The sequence below is a fragment of the Paenisporosarcina sp. NPDC076907 genome, from assembly GCF_050269735.1.
GTDB lineage: Bacteria > Bacillota > Bacilli > Bacillales_A > Planococcaceae > Paenisporosarcina.
The window spans coordinates 121576-137247 of the sequence record NZ_JBNNIX010000005.1 but is presented as its reverse complement, the minus strand read 5'-3'; the positions used below and the strand labels follow the sequence as shown (position 1 = coordinate 137247).

The window sequence follows — 15672 nt, the reverse complement described above, 5'->3', positions numbered from 1 at the left end:
TTCTCTATTTCATTCAGAGAAGAACTGCTTTTTGTTATTTCTTCAAAGTCATGGTCATTTCGCCTTTGTCACCTAATACTTTTATTGTTGCATATGCTCCATTTACGAAAGTCATCTGTGGCGGTACATGACCTATATCCGCGTTATAGATAATAGGTAGATTCGTTGTTTCTGCCAGTCTTTCCATTGCATCTAGCGTACTAAACCCACCCGCTTCCGTGCGGCCGAATACAATTCCGGATGCATGTTCGAACCATCCAGCTTGCTGCATTTGCAACAATGTACGGTGGAAATCGGTTGCGGACATTTCGCAATTCTCGAGATACCAGACAATTGGTTCATTCATTAAATAGGTTTCCTGGAAAGCTTTCACGTCTCCGAACGGTGTGCCGATTAAATGACGAATGGTATCCATGCAACCCCCTAGAAGTCGTCCTTTTATTTCCGTCGGCAATTTATTGACTGTTTCCCACTTCGTCTCTGTATCCAAGTTAAAAACGTATGGCTCTGGATGTCTGTCATGCGTCCATTCGGATTGATATTGAACAGAAGAAACTTGATGAATAGATGACCCTTCTTCGGCCATGATGACTTCCATGAATTTACTTGTCGTTGGATCCCAGTCATCACTTCTCAAATCAACGAAGTTTGTACCGTGCGCGGTTGCAATACCCGTTTTAAGCGTTAAAGCGAACAATAAAGTGCTGGTATCGGAATAGCCCAGAATCCATTTCGGCTGTGCTTTTTCCCACTCGAGAAGCGGTAAAATCTCTTGAAGGATTTCTCCTCCCCATGGGGGAATAATCGCATGTATTTCGCTGTTTTGAAGCATTGCATTCAGTTCATTCGCCCGTTTGACCTTTGTTGCGGATGCAGCTTTATGCTGCGTCCAGACAGTTTCCCCGATTACAATGTTATAGCCACGTTTCTCAAATTGTTTCTGACTCTCGTGCACTAGATGGTGTAATTGGGGATCCACTCCAGAGGAAGGCGCAGTTAATCCAATTGTTTGTCCTTGTACGAGTCCTTTTGAATAGCGAATCATCGTTGTCACCCTCTTTTCAATATTGAAACTATTTTACTCGTAGTGCGTATCATTTACTAGGGGGTTGAAAAAATGGATTCATTTATGTTTTCAGGAATTGGTACAGGAATTTTCTTTGCATTTTTTATACTCATTTTCACCTTAGTAATCGGGACTTTTATTTTTGTAGCAATCAAGGGCATTTCGCAGTGGTCGAAAAATAATCAATCACCTGTATTGACAGTACCGGCTGAAGTAGTGACGAAACGCACTCAAACTTCTGGCGGTCACGGAGATTCCTCAGCTAGCACATGGTATTATGTAACATTCCAAGTTCAAAGTGGCGATCGGATGGAATTGGGTGTGGATGGATCAGAATTTGGATTACTTGCGGAAGAAGACTTGGGTATGCTTACGTTTCAGGGGTCCAGGTTTAAAGGATTTGAAAGAAAATAATAAAAAGGATTGGAACACAATGGTCCAATCCTTTTTACATTTTATACTGTTACTGTTGCTAGACGTGATGCCAGAGCTTTCACTTCAGCCATTCCATCTGCAATAATTTGCTCTGCACGGTCTGGATATTGGTTGTGTCCTTCAATAATAACTTCTTCAATATTTGTAATTCCGAAGAAGTTCATGATCATGCGGACATAGTTGACACTCATTTCAGAAGGTGCCATTTCTGGAGTTGAATAGACTCCACCACGTGCATTTAAGATGATTACTTTTTTATCTGGAACGAGCCCAACTGGTCCATTTTCATTGTAGCTGAATGTAACACCAGCACGGTAAATGTAATCAATGAACGTTTGTAAAGGTGCCGGAATGGTTTTGTTCCATAGTGGGAATGCAAATACGACAACATCCGCTTCCAAGAAAGCATCCATTGCTTTGTTTGCAGCCGTCAATATGCGTTGCTCAATATCGTTCAACGGTTCTGCTTGTGCCGATTTCGCCATTGCATCAAAGAAGTCTTGACCAAAATAAGGCATATCTTCCTTAAATACATCAAATGTGTTGATATTTAATTCTGTTGCATTCGTCAATTCATTTAAAAATATATCGTGCATTTTACTTGAAACGCCTTCTGAAGAAGGACGGTTATTTGCTTTTACGACTAATACATTCATATGTGAAAACTCCTTTTTATTAGAAAATTATATATCTTAAAATTATTTATCTTTAATTCGAGATATATTGCAATAATAATGGAGAGCAGTTAATAAGTCAAAGACTCTGCTCTCCGTTATTTAAATTTCACAATTATCGTCTTTGCAAATGCCCGCATTGTCTTGTCCAAGTGTTTGAAGCTTGGTAGAAATACCTTCTTCTTCTGCTACTTTTCTTAACGCTTCAGCAAATGCTTCGGCTGGTTGAGCTCCAGAGATCGCATACTTTCGGTTGATGACGAAAAATGGTACACCTTGAACACCAAGAGACATACCTTCTTGAATATCATGCTTCACTTCAGCCTCGAAAGCATTCGAAGATAATATTTCAGCAGCTTCCGTTCGGTCGAGTCCGATTTCTTCAACTAAATTTAATAGTACTTCATGACGTCCAATTTCCTGTGCTTCAATAAAGTATGCTTTAAGTAATCGTTCACTCACTTCAGCTGGTTTCCCTTGTGCCTCTGCCCATTTCGCCAAACGGTGAGCATCAAACGTATTAGCTGGTTTAATGCGATCAAAATCGTACTCCAAACCTACTGTTTGTGCCTGTTGTTTAACTGAAACAGTCATTTGTTTCGCCGCTTCAGGAGTCGTCTGATACTTCTCCGCAAGCATTTCATACGTCGATTTGTCTGAAATCGCTGGTGAATTCGGATCCAGTTCATATGCTTTGAATTCAACATCGACATTTTGAGCTAACCCAGTCGTGGCAATTGCATCTTCCAACCGACGTTTCCCTATATAACAAAATGGACATACATAGTCCGACCATACTTCAATTTTCATTCCACTCACCTCAAAGTTATTGTAGTCCGTTCGATTACAGTCTGCAATTTTCCTGCTCTGTTCTCACTTATCGTGCGATTCTTTTACTGTCTATGCTAAAGTGTACCTAAAGGAGTGTTGTGACTATGATTTTACGGGAAATTGTTCGAAAAGGTCGTACTGCTAAGAATCAATACCCATTCGATCTGCCTCTTATCGAAGCATTTGAATCCCTCAAGTTCAATCATCCCGTTACCATTCTTGCGGGTGATAACGGCTCAGGTAAAACAACGTTACTTGAAGGGATCGCCGCTGCAAGTGACAGTATCCTGATCAGTGGCGAATATATGGAGCAAGATAAGTCATTTTCCCACGCCTACGAACTGGCAGATGAACTCAAATTGATATGGTCCGTAAAGACACGCAATGGTTTTTTCTTCCGCGCTTCTGATTTCATTACTTATACAAGAGAACTCGCCAATATGCGGGAAGAAGCACGAATTACGATGGAGGAAATTAAAAAACGAAACCCATATAGCCTTGAAGTATTGCCATACGCCCGTACGTATTCTGAGCTGCGCCACTTATACGGGAAGGGCTTAGATAAAAGATCGCACGGAGAAAGTTTTTTTGATTTGTTTCAGGCAAGATTTAAACCAAATGGCTTTTACATTTTGGATGAGCCTGAAGCCCCCCTGTCGCCAAATAAGCAACTTACATTTCTCGCTTTACTACATGACATGGTTAAAGATGGTGCACAATTTCTGATTTCGACTCATTCCCCTATTGTTATGGCCTATCCAGGGGCAACCCTACTCGAAATTAACGAAAATGAACTAACACCCACTACTTTTGATGAAGTGGAGCATGTTCGTTTAACAGCAGATTTCCTGAAAGAACCGAATCGCTATTTACGCCATCTCCTGGAACCCTAATAAGTTTCAGACGTCGGGACCAATTTTTCAGACGTGGAGCCTCATTTTTCAGACGTCAACAGCCATTTTTCCGACGTCATTGCAAAAAAGTCAGACTGAGCACCCGCTCACCTTTCCACACACCAAATAAAGCCGGATCTCAATATGAGAACCGGCTTTTACGTTTTTCTTATTCACTTAACGCTTCGGTTAATACAGGAACAACTTGTTTCTTACGGGATACAACGCCTTTTAAAAGCGCGACATTGTTGACGAAAGGAACACCGAAAGCTTTTTCTGCTTTCTCTGCTTGACTACCTAAAGCCAACGCAACTGAATCGTTGTTTAAAATGTCCGTGACAACGAAGAAGAACAAGTTAAGTTCTTTTTCAGCAATCTTGCGGTAAATCAAATCTTCCAATTCTGCTTGACGACTCATCACATCATTAATATCAACTGCATTTACTTGTGCGATTTCCACTTTATATTCACCCATACCGAATTCTTTAGCATCAAGTGTCAGTAAGTCCTCAAGTGTTTTATCGCTTAAATCTGCCCCAGCTTTCAACATCGCCAAACCGTACTCTTGTGCATTTACGCCTGCAAGTACTTCAAGTTCTTTTGCTGCTGCGATATCTTGCACTGTGCAAGTAGGTGATTTAAAGAGCAATGAATCCGAGATGATTGCAGAAAGCATCATTCCCGCGATGTTTGGTGGAATCTCCACACCATTTTCTTTAAATAGTTTATTTAAAATCGTTGCTGTACAGCCAACTGGCTCCGCACGGAAATACAATGGGTCTGCCGTTTCAAAGTTCGCAATACGGTGATGATCAATAACTTCAATTACTTGAACCTCATCAATATCGTCTACGCTTTGTTGTTTTTCATTATGATCAACTAAAATGACTTGTTTAACTTCTGGAGATGCTTTTTCAATTAATAGTGGTGCTTCAAAGCCGAATTTGTCTAAAGCAAATGCTGTTTCATTCTGTACATCGCCTAAACGAACCGCTACAGCATCCATGCCTAACTCACGCTTTAAATGTGCATAAACAATTGCTGAACAAATTGAATCCGTATCCGGGTTTTTATGTCCTAGTACATATACTTTTTCCATGTGTATCCTCCAATAATTCAAACTTCACGTTTTTTATTTTATCATACCTATTTCGTAAACAAAATGGCTCCTAGCTCGTCTTTATTACTAAGCAAATCTTGCAATGTGTAAGTATCAAGAACAGCCAAGTAGGCAACCAGCGCTTCATGCAATACTCTGCGTAATTTGCAGACTGGTGTGATTACACATCGGTTCGACGCACAGTTGAAGCATTCAACCAAATAAAAATCGTCTTCTGTTTTTCTAACGACTTCTCCAATATTGATGGATGCAGGAGGAAATGCAAGACGAATTCCGCCCCCTCGTCCACGTATAGTTTCTATATAACCATGTTTGCCTAACTCATATGTGACTTTCATTAAATGGTTTTTTGATATTCCATAAGCAGTTGAAATTTCCTGTATCGTCGATAGCTCCGATTGTTCTTTCGCCCCCACATACATCAACACACGGAGGGAAAAATCGGTATACATTGTCATTCGCATAATTTCACCGTTCTTTCTCCTTCATCATTATAGCCATTATGTCTTTTCCGTGAAAGAAATGTGTCCGAATCATTAAAGATGTATTTTATATATTGCTTTAAATTATTGGCAGGCGTATGGTGAAAGTATCAAATGATGAAGGGTAGGAAACAAACATGTTATCTTCTCAAACAATCGCCATCGTAAAATCAACTGTCCCAGTTCTAGCTGAGCACGGAGCAACTATTACAACCGTTTTTTACAAAAATTTATTCACTGCACATCCAGAGTTGCTTAATATATTCAATCATGCCAATCAAAAACAAGGCCGCCAACAAACTGCGCTTGCCAATACCGTTTATGCAGCTGCGCAACATATCGATAACCTAGGTGTCCTGCTTCCAGCAGTCAAACAAATTGCACATAAACACCGTTCACTAGGTGTAAAAGCGGAACACTATCCGATTGTAGGAGCACATCTATTAGGCGCAATTAAAGAAGTATTGGGTGATGCAGCTACTGACGAAATCATTAATGCCTGGGGAGAAGCTTACGGAGTTATTGCAGATGTATTCATTCAAGTTGAAAATGACATGTATGCAGAAGCTTCTACACAATCTAACGGCTGGAATGAGTTCAAAGATTTTGTCATTGTTGATAAAGTGAAAGAAAGCGAAGTTATTACTTCATTCTATTTAAAACCGGCTGACGGTACTTCCATTCCTTCGTACCAACCCGGTCAATATATTTCGGTACGTTTATCGATTCCTGGTGAAACACACATGTTCAACCGTCAATACAGTCTGTCACAATCACCAGGGAAAGAAACATTCCGTATTTCTGTCAAAAAGGAAAGCGAAATGAATCCAAATGGGAAAGTGTCTTGCTACCTGCACAACACGCTTAAAGTCGGAGACCAAATTGAAGTAAGTGCACCGGCCGGAGATTTCTATCTAAACGTTGATAGTTCACGACCTGTCACTTTAATTAGTGGTGGAGTTGGTATTACTCCAATGATGAGCATGTTGGAGACAATCTCTAGAACAAACCCTAGCCGTCCGGTCTCTTTCCTGCACGGAGCACGAAATGCTACACTACATGCTTTCGACAAAGAAGTTCGCTCGTTGCTGTCTAACATGGAAGATACAACGTATGCCGCACAATATTCTGATAAGAATCACCTCATCACGAAAGAATTCTTAGCAGAAAATGTTCTTGCCAATAGTGATATTTACGTATGTGGACCAGTCCCGTTCATGAAAGCGATTATTAATAACCTATATGAACTAGGATTCTCTGAGGAAGACGTACATTTCGAATTTTTCGGACCGGCTGTTTCTCTGGAACCAGTTCACGCATAATACAACAAAAGCTATCACCCGATTGCGGTGATAGCTTTGTTTGTTTGTATAGCAGATATGAAATTAATTGACAGTTCATTAAACCTCTCAGGTTGATCGATATTGCAGACATGACCAGAATCTTTAATTTTAATCAGTTTAAATTCCTCATTACGTCTCACCAATTCTTCAACTGGCGGCATAAACAAGTAATCTTCTTCCCCCATTAAAAACAATGTTGGAATGGCATTCGTCTTCATTTGAAGCCTCGTTAAATAAGGATTGATCAACTTGGTTAATGAAAACCATTTGATAAACTCTTTTTGACACATTTTCTTCGCTTGGTTGACGAAAACTAGACGGGATTCTTCATGTCTCTTCTTTGGCATGATGATCCAAGCAAACAATTTATACAATAACATATATGGAATAAATCGCTTCGTTACACGACCAGTCCATAATAAAAGCTTTGTTCGGATATCAAGACGAATGACAGCTCCTCCTAAAATCAGAGAAGAGATTCTTTCTGGAAAACGTTCAGCCATTGTTTGGGCCACGATTGTTCCAAGTGACATGCCAATCACATGTGTCTCTTTTATTTTCAATTCATCTAGCACATGTTTTACTTCGTCAGCAATATGTGAAAACGAATCGCCTTTTTTCCAACGACCGCGGGCTGATTTACCGTGGCCTCTAAGATCGATTAATAATACATTGTGCGCTTTTCTGAATTCGCGTATTTGTTTATACCATATGGAAGAACTTCCTCCTGCGCCGTGAACAAATGTTACCCACGGGGCTTCAGGAGAAACGATGTAAGTTTTATTGTGAAGCATTAAATTTCAAACTCCTCTGGCAATCTCTTTCCTCTATTAAACCATCGTATACTTCTTCGGTTCAATAGATTCGTGAATTTTAATAAGTCCACATACACCATTTCCCTATATCGACGAAGCCGATTCGCTTATAGATTGCACCTGCAGCAGGGTTGTCATAAAACAGACACAACATTTTGTTTTCTTCAAGTAATTCTCGGCAAAGCTTGGACATGCAGTGTGTAGCAAGCCCTTTTTTCTGATGTTCAGGTAAAGTTCCAACTCCTACAATCATGGCAGATTGACTATTTTCAGCGGTGCTTGAAGCTGAACTTACGATGATTCCATTTTCTTTAATTAGATAGGCTCGAGCCAGGCCTTTTTCCAGTGATTCCCGTTTGTTCTCAACGCTATAATTACCTTCCGAAAATTCCGGAATTGCTTTCATTTGTGCAATGAGAGCTCCGGCATCATCCGCTTGAGCTTGTTCCAAGTGGATATCCTCTGGAATTGCTGGTAGGTATTCCACCGTCTCACATTTTGCATAAAAGAGAACTCTTGGTTTTTTAGGTTGAGCTTTTATGTAAGGGGCTAATTGATTTACCATTTCTTCAATGCCCGATAGATAGCTGAAAGACGCATCTTTATTAATGATATTGGCAAATCCTTTTGCATCGTAATCAGCCGGTGCATACACAATAAAGTTTTTATCGTATTTTAATAAAACGCCTCTTAAATCCCCTTTTTCATTAAAGTCACCCCAAAGTGTCTGGATACTTGAATGAAATCCATGCCCTTCAATATCTCCAATAATAAACACATTTTCCGCAGGCTTTTGCCCCACAAAACTCATTGTTATTTGACGATCTGCTTCAATTAGTTTTCTTATCATATTTGCTCCTCATTTCTTAGGACTTTAGTTCCTTTGTTATTTTAGATTTTAAATGATTTTTTTAATTTTTTTATATTTTTTTACATTTAATACCTAATATTTTCTTAATTTAGTGATATAGTAGTGATTACATACACTATAAGTGATATTATTATACTAATTTATATACATTTCTTTTGATACAGAAAAGAGGTCAATTATGGTAAAGAAATTGGAGAAAAAGTATATTCCACTAGCAACTTTTTTTGCAGAAGCTGCACAAAATGAAGTCACACTTACATATACAGCGATTGAGAATATAGTTGGACAACAGTTACCAAACGCAGCTTATTTAAATAGTAGCTGGTGGAAAAAAACGAAACCTCCTGCATCTCATTTCTTAGCTTGGATTGACTCAGATTATACAGTAAAAGAGATTGAGTTAGGTAGATCCGTCACTTTTGTTAAGATAACGGAAACCATAGATTGCGATCTTTCTTCTGCAGACAAACCGGAAAATATCTTAATTATAAGACCTGTAGACTTGGATGATGCACGGTCAATCATCCGTCTTCACCAGGATATATATGCAGAATCGGATTTTATGTTATTTGGTAAGGATGAAAGAAAAATGACTGTTCAATCCATCCGTAAACGCATTGGCGAGTGGAAAAAATCCGAGAAGTCTGGTATGTTTGTCGGCATTCTAAATGGAGAATTTGCTGGATTTATTGCCATGACAGCTGGTCCCGCTCCCCGGGCTGATCACCGAGCTTCGCTCGTAATTGGAGTACGACAAGCATATTACGGTCAAAACGTCGGAACCTCTTTAATGAAAAAAGTGGAGACCTGGGCACATGAAGTCGGGATCTCCCGACTGGAATTGACAGTCGTTGAAAAGAATGAACCCGCCCTAGCGCTTTATAAAAAAATGGGTTATAGCATTGAAGGTACTCGCCATAATTCCCTTGTCATTGATGGAAAGTATGTAAATGAGTTTTATATGGGGAAAATTATATAAAAAGAGACATCGTGGAGGATTTTAATCCCACGATGTCTTTTTTGTTATTTTCCTGTTTTTGAAAATTCTTCGATTCTTTCCCCAATTTCATCACGAACGCGTTGGAACACTGCCCACTTTTCTTCTTCCGTTCCTTCTGCGCGTGCAGGATCATCAAAGCCCCAATGCCAGCGTGTCACATGAGATGGAGTCATTGGGCATTTGTCATTGGCATCACCACATAGCGTAACGACGAAGTCCGCTTTATTTAAAAGCTCTGAGTCGATAACATCTGACGTTTGATTGCGAATGTCGATGCCTATTTCATCCATTGCTTTAATAGCATTCGGATTAAGACCATGTGCTTCAATACCAGCAGAATAAACTTCATACTTGTCGCTTAAGTACTTGTGGCCAAAAGCTTCTGCCATTTGTGAACGGCATGAATTACCCGTACATAAAAAGTAAAATATTTTCTTTTCCATAATAATCATTCCTTTTCTAGTGAATTATTGTTAACCATAAATATAGACCTGTTAAAGTAATGAAAAGTGTAGGTACGGTTAAAATTACCCCTACTTTAAAATAATAGCCCCATGAAATCTTCACGCCTTTTTGACTTAAGACATGCAACCATAATAATGTGGCAAGGGAACCAATCGGTGTCATTTTTGGACCTAAATCAGACCCTATGACATTTGCATAAATCAGTGCTTCTCTCATTACGCCTGATGTATTCGTATCCGCAATGGCAAGTGCATCAATCATAACCGTCGGCATATTGTTCATGATAGAAGATAGGATTGCTGCTATGAAGCCCATCCCAATCGTGGCCGCATATAAGCCGTGGCTTGCTGTCCATTCAATTAAAGAGGTTAATACAGAAGTCAGCCCCACATTTCTCAGACCGTAGACTACCACGTACATCCCAATCGAAAAGAAAACAATCGCCCAAGGAGCTCCTTTGATAACATTTCGAGTGTGTACTGCCTTGCTTTTGCGAGCAATGAATAAGAAAATCATTGCCACTGCAGCTGCAATTACGGAGACAGGTATATTTAATGATTCACTTAAGAAATAACCAATCAGTAAAACGCCGAGTACATACCATGAAACATGGAACATCCGAATATCTTTTAATGCTTCTTTTGGTTCTTTCAACATTTTTTCATCAAAGTGTTTTGGAATTGATTTGCCGAAGAATAAATACAATACAAGCATACTCGCCGCCACACTGAATAAGTTCGGCACAAACATTCTTGAAGCATATTCGATAAATCCGATGCCAAAGAAATCAGCTGATACGATATTGACTAAGTTGCTAATGACAAATGGCAGTGAAGTCGTATCGGCGATAAATCCAGAAGCCATAATGAACGGTAAAATCATTTTTTCTTTAAAATCTAGAGCACGCACCATCGCCAGTACAATCGGTGTAAGAATCAAAGCTGCACCATCATTTGCAAATAGAGCTGCTACAGCTGCACCTAGAAGCGTTACGAGCAAAAACATACGAATACCGCTTCCTTTTGCAAAACTGGCCATATGAAGTGCCGCCCATTCGAAGAAACCAATTTCGTCCAAGATCAATGAAATGATAATTAACGCAATGAACGTCAATGTTGCATTCCATACAATACCGGTTACATCAATCACATCTTGAAAGTTAACGACACCAACAAGAAGTGCGATTGCTGCTCCCGCCATTGCCGACCAACCGATTGATAATCCTTTCGGCTGCCAGATGACAAATATTAACGTCACAATAAAAACAATACTTGCTAACCATAAATCCACTTTAAAACCTCCACTTATGCATCACACATGACTTTTTTGCCTTCTTTGATTAAATCCTCCACCGTACGTCCAGGTGCAGGAAGTAAACTGAGTAAATGAATCAATACCGGATATTGAGGATGGCGGACATTCAAGGACCAGATTGTCCAACGCCCACGTTTTTCTTCACTCACAATCCCCGCATCTTTTAATTTTCGCATATGCTGACTGATTGCCGGTTGCGTCATTTCAAGCAGTTCTGTTAATTCACAAACACATAATGATTCATGCATGAGATAAGTCAAGATTCTTAGACGATTTTGATCACCAATGCCCTTTAAATACTGTTCAAGTGCTATATAATCCATAAGCATCTCCTTATCTGTCAATAACAATTAGATTATATAAGCATTCTCTTATGAATGCAACCTCGAAATAAGGAAACGGATGAACTGGCACCAAAATAAAAAAAAGATTGCCGAGGCAATCTCATTTTTTTTGAATTGATTGAATTGTGTTTAGGATGGTTTGGGTTAGTATTGCGATCCCAGTGTGGATGCTGTTGTGATTGAATGTCATGTTCGGATGATGGAGCCCTGGGGACAAATCACAGCCGAGACCTAACATGGTCGCTTTTATATTTGGTTTGTATAAGGAATAAAAATGAAAATCTTCTCCACCAGGAGTTTCAATTCTAGGTTGTAAGTTTTCTTCACCGATTACGTGAATGATTGCCTCTGCCATTAAATGATAGGCGTCTTCATTCACGATTGCAGCCACCAAACCTTCATGGACATTATATTGGATGTTTACATGATAGATGGATTCCACACTTTCAATCACTTCACAAACCTTTGTTCGAAGGGTACGCATGGCATCATTTGTTTGAGCCCGTAAATCAAGTGTAAAGGATGCTTTCCCCGGAATTATATTACCTGTCTCGCTTCCGGCTTGTAGTTTGGTCATTTTCACTGAACTTGGGATGAGTGGATCCATTCTTAGTGCTTGCAAGCCCTGAATAATAGCAGCACCGACTTCAATAGCATTTTTTCCGAGATGAGGTCTTGCTGCATGGGCATCCTCCCCTTGAATGATGCCTCTTATTAGACCGGCAGCTCCATGACAGATTGCCGCTGATGCCGTACCATCGGGAATTTCTTGAATGGGTCGGAGATGGACTCCATACAAATAATCAACATTGTCCAAAACACCAAGACTTAATAGTTTCAATGCTCCCTGACCTTTTTCTTCAGCTGGTTGAAAAATCCACTTTAACCGAACACCTTCCGGAAACCCTATTTCTTTCATCGCAAGCAACGTTCCGACACTGATTGTCATGTGCGCGTCATGTCCGCAAGAGTGATTGGCTTTAAACGCACCATTGACTTCTTGCCAAAGAGCGTCCATGTCTGCGCGAATCGCTATACATGTGTCCCCTTCTCCTACTTCAACGACAAGTCCCGTGCATTCGTCGAATGTTTGTACGGTAAATCCTTCTTGTTCGATTATTTTTTTCAAATAAGCAGTTGTTCCAACTTCTTTCCAACTTGTTTCGGGATGTGTATGCAAATAGTCAAACACTTCATTTATTCTTGCTCTGTGTGATTCATTGCTGTCTTTCATACCTTTCACCTCATGAACTTGTTGCTTCTATTACAGTATCCTATTTGGAAGATATACTTAAGATTTTTTTGAAGGAAATGGCTTATTCCAATACGGGACACTGACTCTTTAAAGATTAGTCTTGTATTCTTACTAATATAATATAAAAAAAAGCCTCGCTAATGCGAGACATTTTCCCATTATATTTGTTCTAGTAATTTCAATGATTCACGGTTAAAAGCAGGAATATCATCAGGTTGTCGACTCGTGACCAATTGGTTTTGACAAACCACAACTTCCTTATCCACATATTTTACTCCCGCGTACAACATATCTTGAGCAATCGATTTATAGCCTGTGGCATCTCGACCTTCCAAAGTTTTTGCTGTAATCAGTAACTGTGGTCCGTGACAAATTGCAAAGACTGGTTTTTTGGCATCCATGAATGATTTTGTAAATGCCACAAAGCGATCATCCTCACGCAATAGGTCTGGTGAAAATCCACCTGGGAGGAATAGAGCATCAAAGTCTTCCGGATTTACATCATCTATTCCGTGATCGATTTTCACCATCGCTTCCCCTTGTTTACCCTTCACTTCTTTTCCTGCTTCTTTTTCAATTGTAAAAACCTCATGTCCCGCTTCGTTAAATGCTCTCGAGGGATCCATATATTCAACGTCTTCAAACATATTCGTGATTAAAGTTGCAATCTTCGCCATATCCAAATCACTCCTTAAAGTTTGTTCATATTTAGTATTCCACTAAAATATCCCATTAAACATGTTATCGATATTTTGAAACCATTGGATGTCCTTTTTCCGAAAACCGATATGGATAGTGTACCGCTTCACCTGAATTCTGAATCCCTACACGAGGACCGATATTCAGCTCTTTGGAACCGGGACCTGGTGAAATGAAAAGAGGTTCTTCAGCCCAATGATGTCCATAATAACTCATGTCTACTCCAAGTGCTTTTGCGAGTTTTCCAGGTCCATTCGTCCAATTCTTCATTGGGGTTGTCCCCCTGAAATGCTGCATTAGATCGAGTCCCTCAATAGGTTCACCAGCCCGCAATAACACAGCTTCTGGTTTTCCAACAGGTCCACTTACGATATTCATCAATGTATGTGTGTGCATTTGATATGTATAGACAAGACCTGCTTCACCGAACATGACTTCTGTTCTTTTCGTTCGGCGATTTCCGAAACTATGTGCTGCGCGATCTTCAGGACCCATGTACGCTTCCGTTTCGATTATTTTGGCAACCATTAATCCTGATGGATGTTGATGGACGATATATTGACCAATTAGATTCTTCGCAAGATCGATTGTATCTTGTTGAAAAAAGTCGGATGAAATAGGATGGAAATTCATGTACATGCCCCTTTCTATTGTTATAGACTATATGATACATTGCTGTTTTTACGTTCATTCCGCATGCCGCACGCATTGGAGCTAATTATCAGCTGGCAAATATAGAAGTATGCGCTACACCAGTTCGTCCGCGAAAATGGAGCCAATATTATAAAACCAATACATCGAATTTTAATGAAACGGGGATGATAAGTGTGAAAGATATGATAAAAGAAATTAATCAATTTAGAGACGACCGTGGGTGGGGTGGAAATCACGATGCACGCAGTCTGGCAATTTCCATTTCACTTGAGGCCAGTGAACTATTGGAATGCTTTCAATGGTGTTCAGCCGAAGAAGCCATTGCACACGATAAACAAGCGATTGTCGATGAGATGGCGGATGTCTTCATATACTTACTTCAGTTCTCTGATGTTATCGGTGAAGATTTAATGATAGCAGCCCGTGAAAAAATGAAGAAAAACGCAATAAAGTATCCGATACCGTCTAAATCAGTCTAAATTCTCACTACATCCTTCTATTTTCCTATTGAAGTATAGTTAACTGAATATTATATTATTTAAACAAGCTAATAAGGAGTTGACCGCATGAACAAATGGAAGTGGTTAATTTGGGTTGCAGCGGGCGCACTCCTCTTCTTTTATACAAGAACGGATACAAAGCAGGATCATGTTAGCGCAAATCCAACACTCATTAAAACATACGATCCAAAATACAATCCGAATCAATCACTGGCTGACTATTTAGTTTTCCGGTCAATGATTTCTGGGCAGGCCAAAATGGTCGTTACTGGCAGTAGTGTCACTCGGGGATCCGGATCTTCCCATCAATCCAAAACATGGCGTGGTCGTATCGAAGTGAACCTTCGGAATACGAACCCCGCTTTAAAAAATCTCATCATTTCAAATCACGGTCACTCAGGCTATACTTCGGTCAGGTTGCTAGAAGACCATGTTACTGCTCCAATTTTGCAAGAACAGCCTGATGTTTTATTCATTGAGACATCAGTAATCAATAATCACAACAAGAATGTCTCATTAGACGACACTTTCTCTTCATTGGATTTGTTATACAAGTTGTATGCTGAGGCATTACCGGAAACTCGCATCGTTTTTCTATCACCAAACCCATGCACCGAAAATAAGTTTGGACCAACACTCAATCAGTTTGGGCTGAAGTTTACCGATTATGTTGAGGAAACGGCTAACTATATCAAAAAACAGGGATGGCATTATTTTGATACACATGGTGCAATGCTCTACCTTATGTCATCAAAAAACATAACACTTCCATCCACATTAAAGGATGGCATTCATCCAAACGATCTCGGCTATAAAGTATGGGCTGACGTATTATGGCCGTTTGTACAACAGAAACAAGGCACTACTCCAAGTAATATGTAAAGTACAAAAAGCACAGCTCACTTACCGAG

At 39.8% G+C, this 15672-nt stretch carries 19 protein-coding genes; 6 read left to right on the top strand and 13 right to left on the bottom strand.

The features are described from left to right. Positions 1-34: 34 nt before the first annotated feature. Complete coding sequence (locus ACQKEV_RS15015; RefSeq protein WP_427447216.1) at positions 35-1045, bottom strand: S66 family peptidase; 1011 nt, start codon at positions 1043-1045, stop codon at positions 35-37. 72 nt (positions 1046-1117) lie between these two features. Between ACQKEV_RS15015 and ACQKEV_RS15010 the strand changes: the two genes are divergently transcribed. Beyond that, positions 1118-1480: a DUF2500 domain-containing protein gene (locus tag ACQKEV_RS15010; protein ID WP_427447218.1), complete on the top strand. Its 363-nt coding sequence runs from the start codon at positions 1118-1120 to the stop codon at positions 1478-1480. 41 nt (positions 1481-1521) lie between these two features. On the opposite strand, the gene ACQKEV_RS15005 is transcribed toward ACQKEV_RS15010, so the two are convergent. Together ACQKEV_RS15005 and ACQKEV_RS15000 are read right to left on the bottom strand one after the other, a co-directional pair. Beyond that, a complete protein-coding gene (locus tag ACQKEV_RS15005; protein WP_427447221.1) occupies positions 1522-2157 on the bottom strand; it encodes an FMN-dependent NADH-azoreductase in 636 nt (211 codons plus the stop codon). A gap of 120 nt (positions 2158-2277) precedes the next feature. Then, the gene (locus ACQKEV_RS15000; protein WP_427447223.1) at positions 2278-2985 is read right to left on the bottom strand and encodes a DsbA family oxidoreductase; all 708 of its coding nucleotides are present in this window, start codon (positions 2983-2985) and stop codon (positions 2278-2280) included. Between the two features lie 125 nt (positions 2986-3110). Here ACQKEV_RS15000 and ACQKEV_RS14995 point away from each other — a divergent pair, with 125 nt between their 5' ends. Next, a complete protein-coding gene (locus ACQKEV_RS14995) occupies positions 3111-3899 on the top strand; it encodes an AAA family ATPase (protein WP_427447226.1) in 789 nt (262 codons plus the stop codon). Positions 3900-4068: 169 nt separating this feature from the next. On the opposite strand, the gene ACQKEV_RS14990 is transcribed toward ACQKEV_RS14995, so the two are convergent. Together ACQKEV_RS14990 and ACQKEV_RS14985 are read right to left on the bottom strand one after the other, a co-directional pair. Beyond that, positions 4069-4998 carry a manganese-dependent inorganic pyrophosphatase gene (locus ACQKEV_RS14990; protein ID WP_427447228.1) on the bottom strand — a complete coding sequence of 310 codons (930 nt, stop codon included), beginning with the start codon at positions 4996-4998 and terminating at the stop codon, positions 4069-4071. A gap of 47 nt (positions 4999-5045) precedes the next feature. Further along, complete coding sequence (locus tag ACQKEV_RS14985; RefSeq protein WP_427447229.1) at positions 5046-5483, bottom strand: Rrf2 family transcriptional regulator; 438 nt, start codon at positions 5481-5483, stop codon at positions 5046-5048. A 155-nt stretch (positions 5484-5638) separates the two neighbouring features. Between ACQKEV_RS14985 and hmpA the strand changes: the two genes are divergently transcribed. Then, the gene (hmpA, locus tag ACQKEV_RS14980; RefSeq protein WP_427447230.1) at positions 5639-6823 is read left to right on the top strand and encodes an NO-inducible flavohemoprotein; all 1185 of its coding nucleotides are present in this window, start codon (positions 5639-5641) and stop codon (positions 6821-6823) included. 14 nt (positions 6824-6837) lie between these two features. Here the strand turns inward: hmpA and ACQKEV_RS14975 are convergent, their stop codons facing one another. Then, positions 6838-7638: an alpha/beta fold hydrolase gene (locus ACQKEV_RS14975; RefSeq protein ID WP_427447231.1), complete on the bottom strand. Its 801-nt coding sequence runs from the start codon at positions 7636-7638 to the stop codon at positions 6838-6840. Between the two features lie 79 nt (positions 7639-7717). Continuing rightward, entirely contained in the window at positions 7718-8509 is a 792-nt protein-coding gene (locus ACQKEV_RS14970; protein WP_427447232.1) for a GNAT family N-acetyltransferase, read from the bottom strand. A 199-nt stretch (positions 8510-8708) separates the two neighbouring features. Here ACQKEV_RS14970 and ACQKEV_RS14965 point away from each other — a divergent pair, with 199 nt between their 5' ends. Further along, positions 8709-9509, top strand: a complete 801-nt coding sequence (locus ACQKEV_RS14965) for an N-acetyltransferase family protein (RefSeq protein ID WP_427447233.1) — start codon at positions 8709-8711, stop codon at positions 9507-9509. Positions 9510-9553: 44 nt separating this feature from the next. Here the strand turns inward: ACQKEV_RS14965 and arsC are convergent, their stop codons facing one another. The 6 genes from arsC to ACQKEV_RS14935 form a co-directional block, all read right to left on the bottom strand. Beyond that, the gene (gene arsC, locus ACQKEV_RS14960) at positions 9554-9973 is read right to left on the bottom strand and encodes an arsenate reductase (thioredoxin) (RefSeq protein WP_427447236.1); all 420 of its coding nucleotides are present in this window, start codon (positions 9971-9973) and stop codon (positions 9554-9556) included. 16 nt (positions 9974-9989) lie between these two features. Further along, positions 9990-11285, bottom strand: coding sequence for an arsenic transporter (locus tag ACQKEV_RS14955; protein WP_427447238.1), 1296 nt, complete (start codon positions 11283-11285; stop codon positions 9990-9992). 14 nt (positions 11286-11299) lie between these two features. Beyond that, entirely contained in the window at positions 11300-11632 is a 333-nt protein-coding gene (locus tag ACQKEV_RS14950; RefSeq protein ID WP_269925870.1) for an ArsR/SmtB family transcription factor, read from the bottom strand. 121 nt (positions 11633-11753) lie between these two features. After that, positions 11754-12887, bottom strand: coding sequence for a M20 peptidase aminoacylase family protein (locus ACQKEV_RS14945; RefSeq protein ID WP_427447241.1), 1134 nt, complete (start codon positions 12885-12887; stop codon positions 11754-11756). A 179-nt stretch (positions 12888-13066) separates the two neighbouring features. Next, positions 13067-13585 carry a type 1 glutamine amidotransferase domain-containing protein gene (locus ACQKEV_RS14940; RefSeq protein ID WP_427447243.1) on the bottom strand — a complete coding sequence of 173 codons (519 nt, stop codon included), beginning with the start codon at positions 13583-13585 and terminating at the stop codon, positions 13067-13069. A 64-nt stretch (positions 13586-13649) separates the two neighbouring features. Then, the gene (locus tag ACQKEV_RS14935; protein WP_427447246.1) at positions 13650-14240 is read right to left on the bottom strand and encodes a DNA-3-methyladenine glycosylase; all 591 of its coding nucleotides are present in this window, start codon (positions 14238-14240) and stop codon (positions 13650-13652) included. A 194-nt stretch (positions 14241-14434) separates the two neighbouring features. Here ACQKEV_RS14935 and ACQKEV_RS14930 point away from each other — a divergent pair, with 194 nt between their 5' ends. Both ACQKEV_RS14930 and ACQKEV_RS14925 read left to right on the top strand, forming a co-directional pair. Beyond that, complete coding sequence (locus tag ACQKEV_RS14930) at positions 14435-14740, top strand: nucleotide pyrophosphohydrolase (protein ID WP_427447248.1); 306 nt, start codon at positions 14435-14437, stop codon at positions 14738-14740. 87 nt (positions 14741-14827) lie between these two features. After that, positions 14828-15643 carry an SGNH/GDSL hydrolase family protein gene (locus tag ACQKEV_RS14925; protein WP_427447249.1) on the top strand — a complete coding sequence of 272 codons (816 nt, stop codon included), beginning with the start codon at positions 14828-14830 and terminating at the stop codon, positions 15641-15643. Positions 15644-15672 lie beyond the last annotated feature (29 nt).

Excerpts from the sequence above, each read along its gene's own strand:
- ACQKEV_RS14975 (WP_427447231.1), bottom strand. The coding sequence starts at position 7,638 with ATGCTTCACAATAAAACTTACATCGTTTCTCCTGAAGCCCCGTGGGTA.
- ACQKEV_RS14990 (WP_427447228.1), bottom strand. The coding sequence starts at position 4,998 with ATGGAAAAAGTATATGTACTAGGACATAAAAACCCGGATACGGATTCA.
- ACQKEV_RS14995 (WP_427447226.1), top strand. The coding sequence starts at position 3,111 with ATGATTTTACGGGAAATTGTTCGAAAAGGTCGTACTGCTAAGAATCAA.
- ACQKEV_RS14970 (WP_427447232.1), bottom strand. The coding sequence starts at position 8,509 with ATGATAAGAAAACTAATTGAAGCAGATCGTCAAATAACAATGAGTTTT.
- hmpA (WP_427447230.1), top strand. The coding sequence starts at position 5,639 with ATGTTATCTTCTCAAACAATCGCCATCGTAAAATCAACTGTCCCAGTT.
- ACQKEV_RS14985 (WP_427447229.1), bottom strand. The coding sequence starts at position 5,483 with ATGCGAATGACAATGTATACCGATTTTTCCCTCCGTGTGTTGATGTAT.
- ACQKEV_RS15005 (WP_427447221.1), bottom strand. The coding sequence starts at position 2,157 with ATGAATGTATTAGTCGTAAAAGCAAATAACCGTCCTTCTTCAGAAGGC.
- ACQKEV_RS14925 (WP_427447249.1), top strand. The coding sequence starts at position 14,828 with ATGAACAAATGGAAGTGGTTAATTTGGGTTGCAGCGGGCGCACTCCTC.
- ACQKEV_RS15000 (WP_427447223.1), bottom strand. The coding sequence starts at position 2,985 with ATGAAAATTGAAGTATGGTCGGACTATGTATGTCCATTTTGTTATATA.
- ACQKEV_RS15015 (WP_427447216.1), bottom strand. The coding sequence starts at position 1,045 with ATGATTCGCTATTCAAAAGGACTCGTACAAGGACAAACAATTGGATTA.
- ACQKEV_RS14945 (WP_427447241.1), bottom strand. The coding sequence starts at position 12,887 with ATGAAAGACAGCAATGAATCACACAGAGCAAGAATAAATGAAGTGTTT.
- ACQKEV_RS14965 (WP_427447233.1), top strand. The coding sequence starts at position 8,709 with ATGGTAAAGAAATTGGAGAAAAAGTATATTCCACTAGCAACTTTTTTT.
- ACQKEV_RS14940 (WP_427447243.1), bottom strand. The coding sequence starts at position 13,585 with ATGGCGAAGATTGCAACTTTAATCACGAATATGTTTGAAGACGTTGAA.
- ACQKEV_RS15010 (WP_427447218.1), top strand. The coding sequence starts at position 1,118 with ATGGATTCATTTATGTTTTCAGGAATTGGTACAGGAATTTTCTTTGCA.
- arsC (WP_427447236.1), bottom strand. The coding sequence starts at position 9,973 with ATGGAAAAGAAAATATTTTACTTTTTATGTACGGGTAATTCATGCCGT.
- ACQKEV_RS14935 (WP_427447246.1), bottom strand. The coding sequence starts at position 14,240 with ATGAATTTCCATCCTATTTCATCCGACTTTTTTCAACAAGATACAATC.
- ACQKEV_RS14950 (WP_269925870.1), bottom strand. The coding sequence starts at position 11,632 with ATGGATTATATAGCACTTGAACAGTATTTAAAGGGCATTGGTGATCAA.